Here is a 17,302-nt window from a genome sequence, read left to right as displayed (position 1 = left end):
AAATACGCATTTGCCAGGCCTTTTGCGACGTCCGGGCGTGTGCGTACGGTGCAACACATGATCACTCATCACGTCCGCACCCACCGCAGTTCCGAAGATTTCCCGCAGTCGGAGCACCTCGCCCAGAAGATCGCGGAAGTCGCGACCGACCCCGTTGCGGTGCCCGACGACACCGCGGCGATGGTGATCAACCGCATCATCGACAACGCTGCCGTGAGTGCCGCCTCGGTGATCCGACGTCCGGTCACCACTGCTCGCCGCCAGGCGCAGGCACACCCGTCGACCCCCGGCGCCGGGAGCGGAGCGAGCGGGCCGAATAGGCACGGCGCCGGGAGCGGAGCGAGCGGGCCGAATAGACACGGCGCCACCGTCTTCGGTATCGACGGCACCTACTCGCCGGAGTGGGCCGCCTGGGCCAACGGCGTCGCGGTGCGTGAACTCGACTTCCACGACACCTTCCTCGCCGCCGAGTACTCCCATCCCGGCGACAACATCCCGCCGCTCGTCGCGGTCGCCCAGCACCTCGGTGTCGGCGGCGCGGACCTGATCCGCGGCCTCGCCACCGCCTACGAGATCCAGATCGACCTGGTGAAGGGCATCTGCCTGCACGAGCACAAGATCGACCACGTCGCCCACCTCGGACCGTCGGTGGCCGCGGGCATCGGAACCATGCTGAATCTCGATCAGGAGACCATCTACCAGGCCGTCGGCCAGGCGCTGCACCTCACCACCTCCACCCGGCAGTCGCGCAAGGGCCTCATCTCCAGTTGGAAAGCCTACGCACCTGCCCACGCCGGAAAGATCGGCATCGAGGCCGTCGACCGTGCGATGCGCGGTGAGGGCGCACCCGCCCCGATCTGGGAGGGCGAGGACGGCGTCATCGCCTGGCTGCTCGGTGGCCCCGAGGCGTCCTACGAGGTTCCGTTGCCCGGACCCGGTGAGGCCAAGCGCGCGATCCTCGACTCCTACACCAAGGAGCACTCGGCCGAGTACCAGAGCCAAGCGCCGATCGACCTCGCACGCAGGATGCGCGAGAAGATCTCGAACTTCGACGACATCGAGTCGATCGTCCTGCACACCAGTCATCACACCCACGTGGTGATCGGCACCGGATCGGGCGACCCGCAGAAGTTCGACCCGAGCGCCAGCCGCGAGACCCTCGACCACTCGGTCATGTACATCTTCGCCGTAGCGCTGCAGGACGGTACCTGGGATCACGAGGCGTCCTACGCTCCCGAGCGCGCCAACCGCCCCGACACCATCGACCTGTGGAAGAAGATCTCCACGGTGCAGGACCCGGAGTGGACCCGTCGCTATCACTCGACCGACCCGAACGAGAAGGCCTTTGGTGCCAAGGCGGTCATCACACTGAAGAACGGTGAGGTGATCACCGATGAACTCGCGGTCGCCGACGCGCATCCGCTCGGTGCACGTCCGTTCGCGCGGCCGCAGTACGAGGCCAAATTCGCCACGATGGCCGACGGTGTGGTGGAAGTCGAAGAGCAGCAACGCTTCCTGGCCGCGGCCACCGGACTGGCCGGCCTGGCCGCCGGCGAGTTGGGCGCACTCAACGTCGCGGTGCTGCCCGCGCTGCTCGACAAGGCTCCCTCGACCGGCAAGGGGATCTTCTGATGTCCCTGTTCTCTTCGGCCGTCACCGACGGCGACAAACGACTGGCGCTGCGCGCCGGTTTGACCTCCGGTGAGTTGCAACGGTGGCCAGGAGCGTTCTCGCCCCTGGTGGCAAAGCTCGTTACCGATATCGGATTCGACGGGGTGTACGTTTCTGGTGCGGTGCTGTCGGCGGACCTGGGCCTCCCCGACATCGGGCTCACCACGCTCACGGAGGTGGCGGCGCGGGCCGGGTCGATCGCACGTGCGACCGACCTGCCCGCGCTCGTCGACGCCGACACCGGATTCGGCGAACCCATGAGTGCGGCAAGGACTGTCGCGACACTCGAGGACGCCGGGCTGGCCGGGTGTCACCTCGAGGATCAAGTCAATCCGAAGCGATGCGGGCATCTCGACGGCAAGGACGTCGTCCCGGTCGGCGACATGCTCAAGCGGTTGGCGGCAGCGGTCAACGCACGGCGCGACGAGAACTTCGTCATCTGCGCACGCACCGACGCCCGTGCGATCGAGGGCTTCGACGCCGCGATCGACCGGGCCAAGGCGTATGCCGACGCCGGTGCCGATCTCATCTTCACTGAGGCGCTGCGCGATCTCGGTGAGTTCGAAAAGTTCCGGGCCGCAGTCGATGTCCCGTTGCTGGCCAACATGACCGAATTCGGCAAGTCCGAGCTCCTCACCACCGATCAGTTGCGCGACGTCGGCTACAACGCGGTGATCTATCCCGTCACCGCCCTGCGGATCGCGATGGGTGCCGTCGAAGCGGGACTTCACGAAATCCATTCCGCAGGAACGCAAGCCGGACTGCTCGACGGTATGCAGCACCGGAGTCGGCTCTACGAACTGCTTCGTTATGCCGAGTACAACGATTTCGATTCCGATCTGTTCAACTTCTCACTCGAGGGTGCATCACAATGAGCACAGAGGCGATAACCACGGGCACGATCTCGACCCCCAAGATCTACAAGGGCCTGTCCGGCGTGGTGGTGGACACCACTGCAATCTCCAAGGTCGTCCCGGAGACCAACTCGCTGACCTATCGCGGTTACGCGGTCCAGGATTTGGCCGCGCAGTGCAGCTTCGAGCAGGTCGCGTACCTGCTGTGGAACGGCGAGCTGCCCACCGACGGACAACTGGCGCTCTTCACCCAGCGGGAGCGTGCGAGCCGTCGGATCGATCGGTCGACGCAGTCGCTCCTGGGGAGCATCCCGGACAACTGCCACCCGATGGACGTTGCGCGTACCGCCATCAGCTACCTCGGCAGCGAGGATCCCGACGAGGACAACAGCAATCCGGAAGCCAACTTCGACAAGGCATTACGCATGTTCGCGGTTCTGCCGACGATCGTCGCCGCCGACATGCGCCGGCGTCGTGGGCTCGATCCGATCGCACCGCATCATGGCCTGGGGTACTCCGAGAACTTCCTGAACATGTGCTTCGGCGAGGTCCCGGACCCGGTCATCGTCAAGGCCTTCGAGAAGTCGATGGTTCTCTACGCCGAGCACAGCTTCAACGCGTCCACCTTTGCCGCCCGGGTCGTCACCTCGACGCAGTCGGACATCTACAGTGCAGTCACAGCGGCCATCGGGGCGCTCAAGGGTTCGCTGCACGGCGGAGCCAACGAAGCCGTGATGTACGACATGATCGAGATCGACCGTCCCGAGAACGCTCGGAGCTGGCTGAACGCCAAGCTCGACCGCAAGGACAAGGTCATGGGCTTCGGGCACCGCGTCTACAAGAACGGTGACTCGCGCGTGCCGACGATGAAGGCCGCGCTCGAGGACGTGTCGCATCACGTCGGCGACGAGCGCTGGCTCGGCATCTACGCCGAACTCGAGGCCGTGATGGGCGAGCGGACCGGCATCAAGCCGAATCTCGATTTCCCCACCGGACCCGCCTATTACCTGATGGGCTTCGACATCGCGTCGTTCACGCCGATCTTTGTGATGAGCCGAATCACCGGGTGGACCGCGCACATCATGGAGCAGGTCGCGTCGAACGCACTGATCCGCCCGTTGAGCAACTACGACGGACCAGCCCAGCGCGAGATCGCGACGGTCTGACCCGACCCAAACGCGCACAGCCACGGTTGATCTCTGTGAGGTCAACCGTGGCGTGCGGGTTTGTGCAAAGGTCTTCATACGGGGGTTGTGCAAACAGCGGCCCGTGCGCGTGCGCACCCGATGAGAGAGAGTCAAGTGTTCGACAAAGTTCTGGTTGCCAACCGCGGCGAAATCGCCATCCGCGCTTTTCGTGCGGCCTACGAGTTGGGTGCGCGCACGGTCGCGATCTTCCCGTATGAGGATCGTAACTCGGTGCATCGTCTGAAAGCGGACGAGTCGTATCAGATTGGGACGCCCGGACATCCGGTGCGCGCGTATCTGTCGGTCGACGAGGTCGTGGGTGCGGCGCAGCGGTGCGGTGCGGACGCGATCTACCCCGGTTACGGATTCCTGTCGGAGAACCAGGGCCTGGCGGCGGCGTGTGCGGCGGCCGGGATCACCTTCGTCGGGCCGTCGGCGGATGTGCTGGAGCTGACCGGTAACAAGGCGACCGCGGTTGCGGCTGCGAAGGCAGCGGGCCTGCCGGTGCTGGCGTCCTCGGAGCCGTCGTCGGACATCGACGAGCTGGTCGCATTCGCCGAGCAGATGCAGTTTCCCGTCTTCGTGAAGGCCGTCGCGGGTGGTGGCGGTCGCGGGATGCGGCAGGTGGAGCGCATCGAGGATCTGGCCGAGTCGATCGCGGCGGCGTCACGGGAGGCCGACGCCGCGTTCGGCGACCCGACGGTGTTCCTGGAGCAGGCGGTGGTCAATCCCCGCCACATCGAGGTGCAGATCCTGGCCGACACCCAGGGCAACGTGATCCACCTGTTCGAGCGGGATTGTTCGGTGCAGCGTCGCCATCAGAAGGTGATCGAGCTGGCGCCCGCGCCGAACCTGTCCGAGGAGTTGCGGGAGAAGATCTGCGCGGACGCGGTCGCTTTCGCCAAGCACATCGGCTACTCGTGCGCGGGCACTGTCGAATTCCTGCTCGATGAACAAGGCAGGCATGTGTTCATCGAGATGAATCCGCGTATTCAGGTGGAGCACACGGTGACCGAGGAGATCACCGACGTGGATCTGGTGGGTTCGCAGTTGCGGATCGCGTCGGGGGAGTCGCTGGCCGATCTCGGTCTGTCACAGGACAAGCTGCAGATCCGAGGCGCCGCGCTGCAGTGCCGGATCACCACCGAGGATCCGGCGAACGACTTCCGGCCCGACGTCGGACGTATCACCGCCTACCGGTCTCCGGGTGGTGCGGGTGTGCGCCTGGACGGCGGTGCTGTCCTGGGGGCCGAGGTCAGTGGCCACTTCGACTCGATGCTGGTCAAATTGACCTGTCGCGGAAGGGATTTCGCGACCGCAGTGCGACGGGCACGACGCGCGGTGGCGGAATTCCGCATTCGCGGCGTCTCGACCAACATCCCGTTCCTGCAGGCCGTGCTCGACGACCCGGATTTCCAGGCCGGCAAGGTGACGACGTCGTTCATTCCCGAACGACCGTGGCTGTTGACGTCGCGCAGCTCGGCCGATCGTGGCACCAAGATCCTCACGTATCTCGCCGACGTCACCGTCAACAAGCCGCACGGCGAACGCCCGACCACCGTCTACCCGCGCGACAAACTCCCCAAGATCGACAAGTCGGTGCTCGCGAACCCGCCGGCCGGGTCCAAACAGCGACTCGACGAACTGGGTCCAGAGGGATTCGCCACGGACCTTCGCGCCCGCGAGGCATTGGGTATCACCGACACCACCTTCCGCGACGCGCACCAGTCGTTGCTGGCGACCCGCGTGCGGACCAGTGGTTTGGTGACGGTCGCGCCTTACATCGCAGCGACGACGCCACAGTTGCTGTCGATCGAATGCTGGGGTGGCGCCACCTACGACGTGGCGTTGCGGTTCCTCAAGGAAGACCCGTGGGATCGGCTTGCCCAGCTGCGTGAGGCGATCCCGAACATCTGCCTGCAGATGCTGCTCCGCGGTGCCAACACGGTTGGCTACACCCCGTACCCCCGCGAGGTGACCACCGCGTTCGTTGCCGAGGCCACCGAGGTCGGCATCGACATCTTCCGGATCTTCGACGCGCTCAACAACATCGAGCAGATGCGTCCGGCGATCGACGCGGTCCGCGAGACCGGCACCGCGGTCGCCGAGGTCGCCATGAGCTACACCGGTGATCTCGCCAACCCGGACGAGGATCTCTACACCCTCGACTACTACCTCCGGCTCGCGGAGCAGATCGTCGGCGCCGGTGCGCATGTGCTGGCGATCAAGGACATGGCCGGTCTGCTGCGGGCGCCTGCCGCGACCAAGCTGGTGTCGGCATTGGTCAAGGAATTCGAGCTACCCGTCCACGTGCATACCCACGACACCCCCGGTGGTCAGCTCGCGACCTACATGGCTGCGTGGGAGGCGGGTGCGTCGGCGGTCGACGGTGCGTCCGCGGCTCTGGCCGGCACCACATCGCAGCCGGCGTTGTCGGCGATTGTCGCGGCGACGGCGCACACCGGACGCGACAGTGGCGTCGACCTGCAGGCCGTCTGTGACTTGGAACCGTATTGGGAGGCGCTGCGCAAGGTGTACGCGCCGTTCGAGTCGGGGCTTCCGGCTCCGACCGGGCGCGTGTACACCCACGAGATTCCCGGCGGACAGTTGTCGAATCTGCGGCAGCAGGCCATCGCACTGGGCTTGGGTAACCGGTTCGAGGCGGTCGAGGAGGCCTACGCCGCAGCCGACCGACTGCTGGGCCGGCTGATCAAGGTGACCCCGTCGTCGAAGGTCGTCGGTGATCTGGCGCTGGCGATGGTCGGACGTGGGATCACCGCGTCGGAGTTCGCCGCCGATCCCTCTTCCTTCGACATCCCGGACTCGGTGATCGGTTTCCTGCGTGGCGAACTCGGCGACCCAGCCGGCGGCTGGCCCGAACCATTGCGCACCCTGGCGCTCAAGGGCCGGGCCGAACCGCAGCCCACCGTCGAGTTGTCCGCGGAGGATTCCGCCGTGCTCGACAAAGCCGGCCGCGACCGCCAGGTCACGCTCAACCGGCTCCTGTTCCCCGGTCCGACAAAGGAATTCGAAGACCACTTCGAGAGCTACGGCGACACCTCACGACTGTCGGCCAACCAGTTCTTCTACGGACTGCGCTACGGCGACGAACACCGCGTCGTCCTCGAACCCGGTGTCGACCTGCTCATCGGCCTCGAAGCCATCAGCGACCCCGACGAGAAGGGCATGCGCACCGTGATGTGCGTGCTCAACGGGCAGCTGCGGCCAGTGCAGGTGCGTGACCGATCCATCGACTCCGCCGTCGAGGCCTCCGAGAAGGCCGATCGTGGCAACCCGCATCACATCGGTGCACCGTTCGCCGGGGTCGTGTCCATCTCGGTCGACGTCGGCGACGAGGTGGTTGCCGGAGCCGCCATCGGCACCATCGAGGCCATGAAGATGGAAGCCACCATCACCGCCCCGGTCGGCGGCAAGGTCGCCCGCGTCGCCGTCGGGCCGGTCACCTCGGTGGCCCCAGGGGACCTGCTCATCGAGATCGGCTGAATTGCAACCACTCCCGCCCTTCTTGTGACCGGTCTCTACCGCTCCCTGAGGTGCGAGGAGCGATAGCGACGAGCCTCGAAGGGCCTGGCGACGTATCTCACCAGGCCCTTCGAGGCTCGCAAGCTCGCACCTCAGGGAGCGGAGCGGGATTCCGCAACGCGGGGAGCGGATTTGGGGATTCGCACCTCAGGGAGCGGGGGAGGGGTAGCGCTCCTTTCACCTCACCTCAGCTCAGGGAGCGGCGGAACTCAGTTGCCGAAGTAGCTGACGTCGTCGTTGCCGATGAGGTCGGGGACCGTCCAGCCGTCGAGGTCGTACTCGGACAGGCACTGCTCGGCGAGACCCTTCATCTGCTCGACGCCGCCGCGGTTCTGGGCGGCGAACAGCAACTCGGCCTTCACGTTCTCGTGGTTGCCGGAGTAGTTACGCTCGTACAACTCGTGCCGACCACCGAACTCGGAGCCGATCGAATCCCACAGCGCCTTCATGACTTTCACGCGATCGACGGCGGTGATGCCGTTGGAGCCGCGCACATACTTGTCGAGATAGGGGCGCACGGTGGGACTCTTGAAGTCGGCGGCGCTGGACGGCAGGTAGATCAGACCCGACGCGACGTCCTGCTCGATGATCTCCTTGATGCGCGGGTAGCCCTGCATCATGAACATTCGGTAGGTGAGCCCGTATTCGAGACGCGGGATCACGGTGTCGCCGATCCATGGCTCCGGGTTGTGTGCCATCGCGTCTGTGAGCGTCCAGAACAGGTTGCGCCACCCGATGACCTCGCCGACGCGCGTCTGGACGCCACGGAAGCCGCCCGAGCCGGTGCAGTCGAGTGCTTTCATCAGGAGCCCGGCGATGAAGTCGAGCTTCACGGCAAGGCGGGTGCAGCCTTGGAAGGTGAAGCGCGGCAAGAAGCCCGACTGCGGGAAGAAGGCGTTGATGCGGTCGACGTCGCCATACATGAAGACGTTCTCCCACGGCACCAGAACCTTGTCGAAGACGAAGATGGTGTCGTTCTCGTCCATCCGGCTCGACAGCGGATAGTCGAACGGGCTGCCCATCACCGCGGCCTGCTGTGTGTAGGAGCTGCGGCAGATCAGCTTGATGCCGGGAGCGTCCATCGGCACCGTGCAGATGAGGGCGAACTCCTTCTTCTTGATCGGCAGGCCGTAGTGGGCGATGAAGTTGTAGTTGGTGATCGCCGATCCGGTGGCGACGACCTTGGCGCCGGAGACGATGAGGCCGGCGTCGGTTTCCTTCTCGACCTTCATGAACACGTCACCCACCTCGTCGGGCGGGAGTTGACGGTCCACCGGCGGATTGATGATGGCGTGATTCCAGTAGAGGACCTTCTCCTGCGATTCGCGGTACCAGCGTTCCGCGTTGGCCTCGAACGGTGCGTAGAGGTCCTTGTTGGCGTGCAGCGTCCCGAGGAAGCTGGCCTTGTAGTCGGGGGAGCGGCCCATCCAGCCGTAGGTCATGCGCGCCCACTCGGCAATGGCGTCGCGCTCCTTGATGAGGTCTTCCGAACTGGTCGACGCCTTGAAGAACGGCATGGTGACGCCGCCGTTGCCGGTATCGGTGGGTGCGGTCACCTTGTCCTTGGTCTCCGGGTCGTGCATCGAGTCGTAGAGCCGTGCGGTCATCCGGATCGGATTGCGGAAGGCGGGATGGGTGGTGACATCCTTGACCCGCTCGCCGTGCAGCCAGATCTCACGACCGTCGCGCAGGGACTCGATGTACTCGTCGCCGGTCATGGGGCGTGAAGCGAAGTTCTGCTTCTTGTTGGCCTCCGCGTCGGCGGCCGGGTTGGTCTGTGGGGCCCCGTTCTGTGGTGTCTCGGTGGGGCGCTCGATGGTCGTCATGATTGATACCTCTTTCTGATCGATTGATCGTGACTGTCGATGAATCGCGTTCGTATGGAACGGTTTTGTGGTCAGGCAGGCTGGTCGAGGGTGCGCTGGAACGGGGTGAAGTCGGTCGTCGAGTCGAACCACCCGGAGTGCGGATCGTCGGCACACAGGGTCCACAGCGAGTTGACCGTGGGTTCCCCGAGATCGTGGAAAGTGCTGCGGTAGTAGAGAAGTGGTGATTTTCCGGTGGACTCGGCGTCGACGATCTCGCCGATGAAGATGAGGTGGTCGCCGCCGTCGTAGCTGCGCCACGGGACGCAACTGATGGTGGCTGCGGCGTCGCAGAGAATCGGTGCCGTCGGCCCCTGTGCCCATACCGGACCGGGGGTGGCAGGTCGGCCGGCGAAATGCATCGCGATGTCGAGCTGATCGGCGGCAAGGATGTTCACCGCGAACGGCTTGTCTTCTAAGTAGCTGCACGCCTTGGATTTTCGGGTGAGCGTGACTTGGCACAGGCGTGGTTCCAGTGAGACGGCGGTGAACGCTGTCACTGTTGCGCCGTGGGGTTCGCCGTCGGCGTTCGCGCAGGTGATGACCGTGACGCCGCTGGCGAACTGGCCGAAGACATTCTGTAGCGTCTTGCGTTCCATGTGACCTCTCCTTTCGATGAGGCAGAATGTGAGGTAGAACATAAATCGACCACAGCCAGTCTTCGATCCGCCGAACGCGATGGGGATCCGGAATACGCGGTGAGGTCGTGAGGAGTTGTCATGAGCCAAGTCGAGCGGCTTCGGATTCCGGGTGATGCGGAGTGGGAAGCGGCCTCGGCGGCGGTGTCCGACGCGTACTTTCCACACGAACTGAGTCCTCGGGAGGCGGGCAGCACGGCGATCGACGCCGACGTCGCGGTGACCGTCGTCGGGCCCCTGAGAATCGCGCGGATCGGTTGGGGCGCGGAAGTCGCGATCGCATCGGACCATCCCGGCGCGTACGGGATCAATGTTCCCCTCGACGGGGTGCTCGAGACCAGCGTCGCCGGGAGCACGGTGGTCTCGACCAGCGGCTCGGCGACGATCAATCCGCCCGACACTCCGGCGGAGATCACCCGCTGGTCGAGCACGTGCACCATTCTCGGGGTCAAGATCGACCGCGATTTCCTGCAGCACGAGGTCTGTCGCGTGACAGGTGGACCCGATGCGCGTCTGCCCGACCAGCTTGATCTGCACTCGCCCGAAGGCGCGAGCTGGTTTCGGCTCGTCCAGTCGATCGCGGGTCAGCCCGACGACGACCCGCTGCTGGCCAATCCACTGGTGGCACAACAACTCGCCGCTTCACTGACGGACGCATTTCTACTCGCCACGCTCACCGACGATCCTTCGGACCACAAGACCCTGCAACCGCGCATCGTCACACGAGTACTCGACGCCCTCCGCGCGGATCCGTCCCGACCGTGGGCGGCGGCAGACATGGCCGAGATCGCGGGCGTCAGTGTGCGCCGCCTGCAGGAAGGATTCCGGGACTACGTGGGCCGCACTCCGCGTGAATGCCTCGTCGAGATCCGACTCGCCGCGGTTCACGACGACCTGGCGTCCGGCGTTGAGTCGTCGGTGACGGACGTGGCGATGCGGTGGGGATTCACCCACACCGGACGGTTCGCGGCGGCCTTCCGGCGCAAGTACGGGGTGGCGCCGTCGCAGGTCCTGCGCGATCGGTGAGGTGCACACACAGAACTACCACGTACACACGAGATCCCTTGTGTACGTGGTAGTTCCAGGTGTATGTATCAGACCAGCTGCTCGCGCATGGTCTGCGCGGCGGCGACCATGTTGGTGAGCGACTCGATCACTTCTTCGTTGCCGCGGGTCTTGAGCCCGCAGTCCGGGTTGACCCACAGGCGGCGAGCGTCGACCGCCTTCAACGCGGCCGCCAGCGACTCCTCGATCTCGCCGGTGGCGGGCACGCGCGGCGAGTGGATGTCATAGACACCCGGTCCGACCGCATTGGAGAAGCCGACCTTGTTGAGGTCGTCGAGCACCTCCATGTGCGAGCGGGCCGCCTCGATCGAGGTGACGTCGGCGTCGAGGGCCGCGATCGCCCCGATGACCTCGCCGAACTCCGAGTAGCACAGGTGGGTGTGCACCTGGGTGGTGTCAGCGACACCCGACGTGGACAGTCGGAACGCGGTGACGGCCCAGTCCAGGTAGGCGGGCTTGTCGGCGTCACGCAGCGGCAGCAGCTCGCGCAGCGCGGGCTCGTCGACCTGGATGATGCCGACGCCTGCCTTCTCGAGGTCGACGGTCTCGTCGCGAATCGCGAACGCGATCTGATTCGCCGACTCCGATAGCGGCTGATCGTCGCGGACGAACGACCACGCCAGGATGGTGACCGGCCCGGTGAGCATGCCCTTGACCGGCTTGGCGGTCAGCGACTGCGCGTAGGTGATCCAGTCGACGGTCATCGGCGTCGGACGGCGGACATCGCCGTACAGGATCGGCGGACGCACGCAGCGGGTGCCGTACGACTGCACCCAGCCGTTCTGGGTGGCGAAGAATCCGTCGAGCTGCTCGGCGAAGTACTGCACCATGTCGTTGCGCTCGGGTTCGCCGTGCACCAGCACGTCGAGACCAATCTTCTCCTGCAGTGCAACCACATCGGCCACCTCGGCCTGCATGCGGCGTTCGTACTCCGCCTCATCGATCTCGCCCTTGCGCAGCGCGGCCCGAGCCAGTCGGATGGCCGAGGTCTGCGGGTAGGAGCCGATCGTGGTGGTGGGCAGCGGAGGCAGACCCAGCTGCTCGTACTGCTGCTCCAGCCGGGCGGCGGCCTCACCGCGGGTGATGTCGGCCGACGTCACGGCCTCCAGCCGGGCGCGGACCGCCGGGTCGTGCAGCCGGTCATCGGTCTCACGGGTGGCCAGCGCGCGCCGGCTCTCGTCGAACGCTGCTGCCTCGCTGTCGCGACCGTCGCGCAGGGCGTGAGCCAGCGCCGCGACCTCGCGATACTTCTCCGACGCGAAGGCCAGCCAACCGCGGAGGTTGTCGTCGAGCGTGTCCTCGGCGTCGAGGGTGTAGGGCACGTGCAGCGTGGAGCACGACGTGGAGACCGCAAGGTTGCCGACCGACCCGAGGATGGAACCGAGGGTTCCCAGGGCCTTGTCCAGGTCGGTGCGCCAGATGTTGCGCCCGTTGACGACACCTGCGACGACCAGCTTGTCGGCGAGCTCGGGGACGGCGGCGACGGAGTCGACGCTGCCCTCCACGAGATCGACGGCGATGCCCTCGACACCGGTGCGGGCGAGTTCGCCGAGCGCGCTGCCCGGGTCGCCGAAGTAGGTGGCGACGAGGATCGCCGGCCGGCGCGAGACCCCGGCGAGGCGTTGGTATACAGCACCGGCGAGTTGCGGCAGGCCCTCGACGGCGTCGGTGACCAGCGCGGGCTCGTCGAACTGCACCCATTCGACGCCGGCGTCGAGCAAATGGTCGAGGAGCTCGAAGTAGGCGGGCAGCACGTCGTCGATGCGTGTGATCGGGTGAGCGGCGCCGTCGACCGCCTTGGCCAGCGCAAGGAACGTGACCGGTCCGATGATCACCGGCCGGGCAGCGACGCCCAGGCCGTGGGCCTGCGCGATCTCGGCGAGAACCTTCTCGGGGCGCAACCGGAACGTCGTCGAGTCGGAGATCTCCGGCACCAGGTAGTGGTAGTTGGTGTCGAACCACTTGGTCATCTCCAGCGGAGTGACGTCGGCGTTGCCGCGTGCGGCGGCGAAGTAGCGGTCGAGCGGATCGTCGATGCCGGCCACGCGCGGCGGCAGTGCGTCGAGCATGGCGGCGGTGTCGAGCATCTGGTCGTAGTACGAGAACGAGTTGACCGGGATCGAGTCCAGCCCGGCGTCGGCGAGTTCCTGCCAGGTCTGACGACGAAGATCGGCGGCGACCTTGTCGAGGTCGGTGGCCGAGACGCGTCCGGCCCAGTAGCCCTCGACAGCGCGCTTGAGCTCCCGACGGGGCCCGATCCGGGGTGTACCCAGGACAGTTGTGGTGAACCGGCGAGCCGGTGATTTCCCAGAGGTTGACATGGAAATGCTTCTCCTGCAAACGATGTGGATGGTCCACCGCCGGCAGGGAGGGTCGACAAGCCCCATCGCGCACGGCACTGCCACAGCACGATTCGTCTTCTTCGACCAGCGCCCATTCCACGAGGCGGTGAGCCACCGGACGCGGCGCGTCCGGTACCGCTGGCAGGTCTTCGGACTCGTCGGCGGGCGCGGCAGAAGGTCTCTGCTGCGCGGTCCTACTGGCCGTCGCTTCCCAGACCCGTGGTCCAGTGCTTGTGACGGCGGTCGTTCCGACATACCGCTGCGGGACAGTTCCGGATTCTCACCGGATTCCCTCTCACCCGTCCCGTGTGGGACAGGTTCGACGCCGAACGCGGGAGCAGGGGCTCCATAGTCAACCCGGTCGGCGAACCAGTTGCGTGTGCCAGGTTACCGTCCAGCTCAGTCCTGGCCAAAGGGGAGTGTGGACGCCGATTAAGCGGGGACGCCCATCGTGTGGCAGGATAGATCGGCGCGCCTCAGTTGAGGTGCGTCTGCATAAAGAGAGAAGTACACAGCATCATGGCTCAAGGAACCGTCAAGTGGTTCAACAGCGAAAAGGGCTTCGGCTTCATCGCTCCGGACAACAGCACCGATGGTGACGTTTTCGTTCACTACTCGGCCATCCAGGGCGGCGGATACCGCAGCCTTGACGAGGCAGAGCGCGTCGAGTTCGAGGTGGAGCAGGGTCCCAAGGGTCCCCAGGCGACCTCGGTCACCAAGCTCTGACACCGACTTAACAGCGACGCCGTCCGGATTTTCCGGGCGGCGTCGCTGTTGTTGTGGCGTCTCTATCCCCTACCGCAGGCCAGGTGCGAACCCTCCTCCGCTGCCTGAGCTAGGTGCGACGAGCCCTTGCGAGGAGCCTCGAAGGCCTGGCGACGTCATCTCACCAGGCCCTTCGAGGCTCGTCGACTTCGAGACGCTCCATGCTCGTACCTCGCAATGGGGCTCCTCAGCCCGGCGGCTTGCGCTCCTCGCACCTCAGGGAGCGGAAGTTGGGGCACCTCAAGGTGGAGCGGGAGTGTGGCACCTCAGGGAGCGGAAGTGGGGCACCTCAAGGTCGAGCGGGAGATCAACTACCCCGATACGTCGAGTACGAGTACGGGCTGAGTAGAACCGGCACATGGTAGTGCCGGTCGGGATCGTCTACTTCGAAGCAGATGTCGATCTCCGGATAGAAGCCGTTGATGTCGTTGTCGGCGAACCATTCTCCGGTGTCGAAGACGAGGTGGTAGATCCCCGGCACCAGCGGATCGGTGTTGACCTGACCGATACGTCCGTCGGAATCCGTACTGCCCGAGGCCAACTCGGTACCGCTCGCGTCCTGCAGGGCGACCGCCACCCCGACCGCCGGAGAGCCGGACACCGCGTCGAGGACGTGCGTGGACAACCCGGTCATCAGCCCGCCTTCTCGTCGGCGAATTGTCCGGCCGGTGCCAGCATCCGAATCAGCCTGCTGCGGTTGATCTTCGCGAGCTCCATGCGCAGCACGCGTCGTTCGGTGTCGGCGTCGTTGCGGATGCGTTCCTTGAGGATCGCGAGTAGTTCGTCGGCCGGGCGTCCGTTGGCGAACACCAGGTAGACGTGGCCGAACTTGTCGTCGTAGGCCTTGTTCAGATCCTTCAGCTCGGTCAGCACGGCCGGGTCGGCGCCCGATACCCCGCTTTGTTCACGCTGCGACGACGGGTTGTCGGGCCGGTCCCCGATGCGGGGATGGCCCGACAACGCCTCGTCGAGGTCGGCGTCGGTCAGCTCGGCGAGAATCAGATCCGCGTACTCGAGCAGTGCTTCCTCGTCGGCGAACGGACGTGCCCGGGCAACCCGAAGGGCCCAGATCGACGAGCTGCAGCACTCGTAGAGCGTGCTGATCGCCTGCCGTTCGCTGAGCTCGTTGAAACTCTCGAGCCCACGCCAATCCACCCGTCGCATACCCCTACCCTAAGAGAGTTCGGGCTGGCGGCTGAATCGGGCCGAGGTGATCGGATTGGCGTCGGCGACGAGATCATCGAAGCGGTAGTTGGCGATCTTCGCGATCTCGATGAGCGCAAAGGACTTCTCCGACGTCTCGGAGTTGTCCATGCGTGCCCAGCCGTTGCGCAGCACGCGGTCGTAGCGTTCGGTCTCGCGGGCACAGATCACCAGCGGGAACCCGAAGTGCTCGCGGTAGGCCGACGCGAGGTTCACCACGTTCTCGTGTTCGGTTTCCTCCAGGTGCGAGAGACCCTTGTGGTCGACCGCGATGAGCTCGCCGGTGTCCTCGTCCTCGGCGCCGAGGTCGGGGAAGGCCTGGATGAGCTGCATGTGCTGGTCGTCGCTGCCGGTGAGCATCGCTTCCTGGAACGCGCTGCGCAGATCGTGGACATCCTCGAACGGCCGCTGTTCGAAGGCGCGGTCGAGCACCCAGTCGACGTTCTGCACCACGCCACCGAAGGTCGCGCGGAACTGCTCGATCGACATCGCGTTGACCTCGTCCAGGGTGATCGCACCGCCGCCGGCAACCGCCGGGCCCTTGCGTCCGATGTGGAAGAACAAGAGGTTCAACAGGATTGCGCTGATCGCGCCCATGGTGATGCCGGTGGAGAAGGGTATCTGTAGGAAGATGTTGGGCATCGCCTGGTCCACGCCGGGCAGTGCGGGCACCTCGATCGGGGTGCCGTCCTTGGCCATCACGGTGGTGGGGGGCGAGGACTGCGAGTGCTCGACGTAGAGGGCGATGGCCAGCGACGTCGCCGAGATGATCAGGTTGCGGTGGTCGGTGAAGTCGACGGTTGTCAGGGTCTGGATGCCGACGATCGCGACCGTCGCGAACATGATCAGCGCCGCGCCGCCGAGAACCGGTGCGGGAATGGACTCGACGACCTTGGCCAGCTTGGGCAGCACACCGAGGATGATCATGATGACTCCGGCGCAGGCGACGACCCAGCGGCTCTTGACGCCGGTCAGACGCACCAGTCCGACGTTCTCGGAGAACGCGGTGTAGGGGAACGAGTTGAACGATCCGCCGATCACGGTGGCCAGGCCGTCGGCGCGAACGGTCGCCGCGACGTCTTCCTTCTTGATGCGCTTGCCGACGATCTCGCCGGTGGCGAAGACCGAACCCGTCGATTCGACGATGACCACGAGCAGCACCACGATGAGCGACACGATCGCGACGATGTCGAAGCGTGGCCAGCCGAAGGCGAACGGCGGGGTGAAGCCCAACCAACTCGCTTCGCCGACGCTGCTGAAACTGGCGTCACCGAGCAGCCACGCGACGAAGGTGCCGGTCGCGAGGCCGACCAGAACGGCGATGGTGGCCATGAACCCGCGGAAGAACCGCTGCATCAACACGATCAGCAGAATCGTCCCCAGTGCGTACATGATCCAGCGCGGATTGGCGGGGTCGTGGTCGTGCGTCGCGGGGTCGGTCACCGCGTCGCCCGCGCCGATCGGCAACAGGCAGATACCGATGATGGTGATCAGCGTGCCGGTCACGACCGCGGGCAGGAATCGGATCAGTTTGGCAAAGAACGGCGCGATCAGGAAGGTGAACACACCGGCCGCGATGACGGCGCCGTAGACGGTCTGCAGGCCGACGCGAGCCGCGTGCTCGCCGGTGCCGGCGTTGTCGTTGGCGATTTTGATGACCGGAGCCAGAGTCGCGAAGGTGATGCCCTGCAGCAGGGGTAGGCGGACGCCGATCTTCCAGAAGCCGACCGCCTGCAGCAGCGATGCGATGCCGCAGGTGAAGAGGTCGGCGGTGATCAGCATGGTCAGCGCTTCGTCGTCGAGATTGATGGCGCGCGCGATGAGCAGCGGGACGAGGACGGCGCCCGCATAGAAGGCGACGACGTGCTGGGCGCCGAGGGCGACCATCTTGCCGAACGGCGGCACCTGGTCGACGGGATGGATGCGCTTCTTCGGCTTCTTGGGGGTGGCTGCTGGTATTGCATCCGTCGCCATGATGTTCTCCTGGGTCGTGCGTTTGGGGGTTGCGGCGTCTGGGGTGTGGCAGGCGAGTTCGCCCTGCCACCGGGCACGCAGGAGCGAACATCGCGATCATCGACCGGCAGCTAAATAGTGGACCCGGTGTGCGAACCTCGCTGGGTGGCGGATCGTATATTGCGACCGGGTAAAAGGTGCGGATCGGACATCGAT

At 65.6% G+C, this 17,302-nt stretch carries 12 protein-coding genes and 1 riboswitch; of the genes, 6 read left to right on the top strand and 6 right to left on the bottom strand.

Annotated features, from left to right (window positions below; genetic code table 11):
* The first annotated feature begins 57 nt into the window (after window positions 1-57).
* The 4 genes from ACWDTF_RS02365 to ACWDTF_RS02350 all read left to right on the top strand — a co-directional run bounded on the left by ACWDTF_RS02365 (window position 58) and on the right by ACWDTF_RS02350 (window position 7,216).
* Window positions 58-1,632, top strand: coding sequence for an MmgE/PrpD family protein (locus ACWDTF_RS02365; RefSeq protein ID WP_433258823.1), 1,575 nt, complete (start codon window positions 58-60; stop codon window positions 1,630-1,632).
* Window positions 1,632-2,546, top strand: a complete 915-nt coding sequence (gene prpB / locus ACWDTF_RS02360) for a methylisocitrate lyase (protein ID WP_240858831.1) — start codon at window positions 1,632-1,634, stop codon at window positions 2,544-2,546. The genes ACWDTF_RS02365 and prpB overlap by 1 nt, the downstream gene beginning before the upstream one ends.
* Complete coding sequence (locus tag ACWDTF_RS02355; RefSeq protein ID WP_240858833.1) at window positions 2,543-3,691, top strand: bifunctional 2-methylcitrate synthase/citrate synthase; 1,149 nt, start codon at window positions 2,543-2,545, stop codon at window positions 3,689-3,691. The genes prpB and ACWDTF_RS02355 overlap by 4 nt, the downstream gene beginning before the upstream one ends.
* A 135-nt stretch (window positions 3,692-3,826) precedes the next feature.
* Entirely contained in the window at window positions 3,827-7,216 is a 3,390-nt protein-coding gene (locus tag ACWDTF_RS02350) for a pyruvate carboxylase (protein WP_355276989.1), read from the top strand.
* 248 nt (window positions 7,217-7,464) lie between these two features.
* On the opposite strand, the gene ACWDTF_RS02345 is transcribed toward ACWDTF_RS02350, so the two are convergent.
* Together ACWDTF_RS02345 and ACWDTF_RS02340 are read right to left on the bottom strand one after the other, a co-directional pair.
* Window positions 7,465-9,081 (bottom strand): 4-hydroxyphenylacetate 3-hydroxylase family protein, encoded by a 1,617-nt coding sequence (locus ACWDTF_RS02345; RefSeq protein ID WP_355276986.1) that lies wholly within the window; start codon window positions 9,079-9,081, stop codon window positions 7,465-7,467.
* 71 nt (window positions 9,082-9,152) lie between these two features.
* The gene (locus ACWDTF_RS02340; RefSeq protein ID WP_355276983.1) at window positions 9,153-9,719 is read right to left on the bottom strand and encodes a flavin reductase family protein; all 567 of its coding nucleotides are present in this window, start codon (window positions 9,717-9,719) and stop codon (window positions 9,153-9,155) included.
* A 120-nt stretch (window positions 9,720-9,839) separates the two neighbouring features.
* Here ACWDTF_RS02340 and ACWDTF_RS02335 point away from each other — a divergent pair, with 120 nt between their 5' ends.
* Window positions 9,840-10,784 carry an AraC family transcriptional regulator gene (locus tag ACWDTF_RS02335; RefSeq protein ID WP_355276980.1) on the top strand — a complete coding sequence of 315 codons (945 nt, stop codon included), beginning with the start codon at window positions 9,840-9,842 and terminating at the stop codon, window positions 10,782-10,784.
* A gap of 68 nt (window positions 10,785-10,852) precedes the next feature.
* Here ACWDTF_RS02335 and metE read toward each other — a convergent pair whose 3' ends face one another.
* Window positions 10,853-13,144 carry a 5-methyltetrahydropteroyltriglutamate--homocysteine S-methyltransferase gene (metE, locus tag ACWDTF_RS02330; RefSeq protein WP_449753901.1) on the bottom strand — a complete coding sequence of 764 codons (2,292 nt, stop codon included), beginning with the start codon at window positions 13,142-13,144 and terminating at the stop codon, window positions 10,853-10,855.
* Window positions 13,145-13,308: 164 nt separating this feature from the next.
* Window positions 13,309-13,482, bottom strand: a riboswitch (cobalamin riboswitch).
* 202 nt (window positions 13,483-13,684) lie between these two features.
* Here metE and ACWDTF_RS02325 point away from each other — a divergent pair.
* A complete protein-coding gene (locus ACWDTF_RS02325) occupies window positions 13,685-13,891 on the top strand; it encodes a cold-shock protein (RefSeq protein ID WP_240858851.1) in 207 nt (68 codons plus the stop codon).
* A gap of 346 nt (window positions 13,892-14,237) precedes the next feature.
* On the opposite strand, the gene uraH is transcribed toward ACWDTF_RS02325, so the two are convergent.
* Genes uraH through ACWDTF_RS02310 form a run of 3 tightly spaced genes read right to left on the bottom strand, consistent with a single transcriptional unit; the run spans window position 14,238 to window position 17,107 of the window.
* Window positions 14,238-14,564: a hydroxyisourate hydrolase gene (gene uraH / locus ACWDTF_RS02320; RefSeq protein ID WP_240858861.1), complete on the bottom strand. Its 327-nt coding sequence runs from the start codon at window positions 14,562-14,564 to the stop codon at window positions 14,238-14,240.
* Window positions 14,564-15,094: a 2-oxo-4-hydroxy-4-carboxy-5-ureidoimidazoline decarboxylase gene (gene uraD, locus ACWDTF_RS02315; protein ID WP_240858868.1), complete on the bottom strand. Its 531-nt coding sequence runs from the start codon at window positions 15,092-15,094 to the stop codon at window positions 14,564-14,566. The genes uraH and uraD overlap by 1 nt, the downstream gene beginning before the upstream one ends.
* 9 nt (window positions 15,095-15,103) lie before the next feature.
* Window positions 15,104-17,107 carry a solute carrier family 23 protein gene (locus tag ACWDTF_RS02310; protein WP_355276974.1) on the bottom strand — a complete coding sequence of 668 codons (2,004 nt, stop codon included), beginning with the start codon at window positions 17,105-17,107 and terminating at the stop codon, window positions 15,104-15,106.
* Window positions 17,108-17,302 lie beyond the last annotated feature (195 nt).

It is taken from the genome of Gordonia sp. NPDC003422, from assembly GCF_053588675.1.
This window is presented reverse-complemented; position numbering and strand designations above follow the sequence as displayed.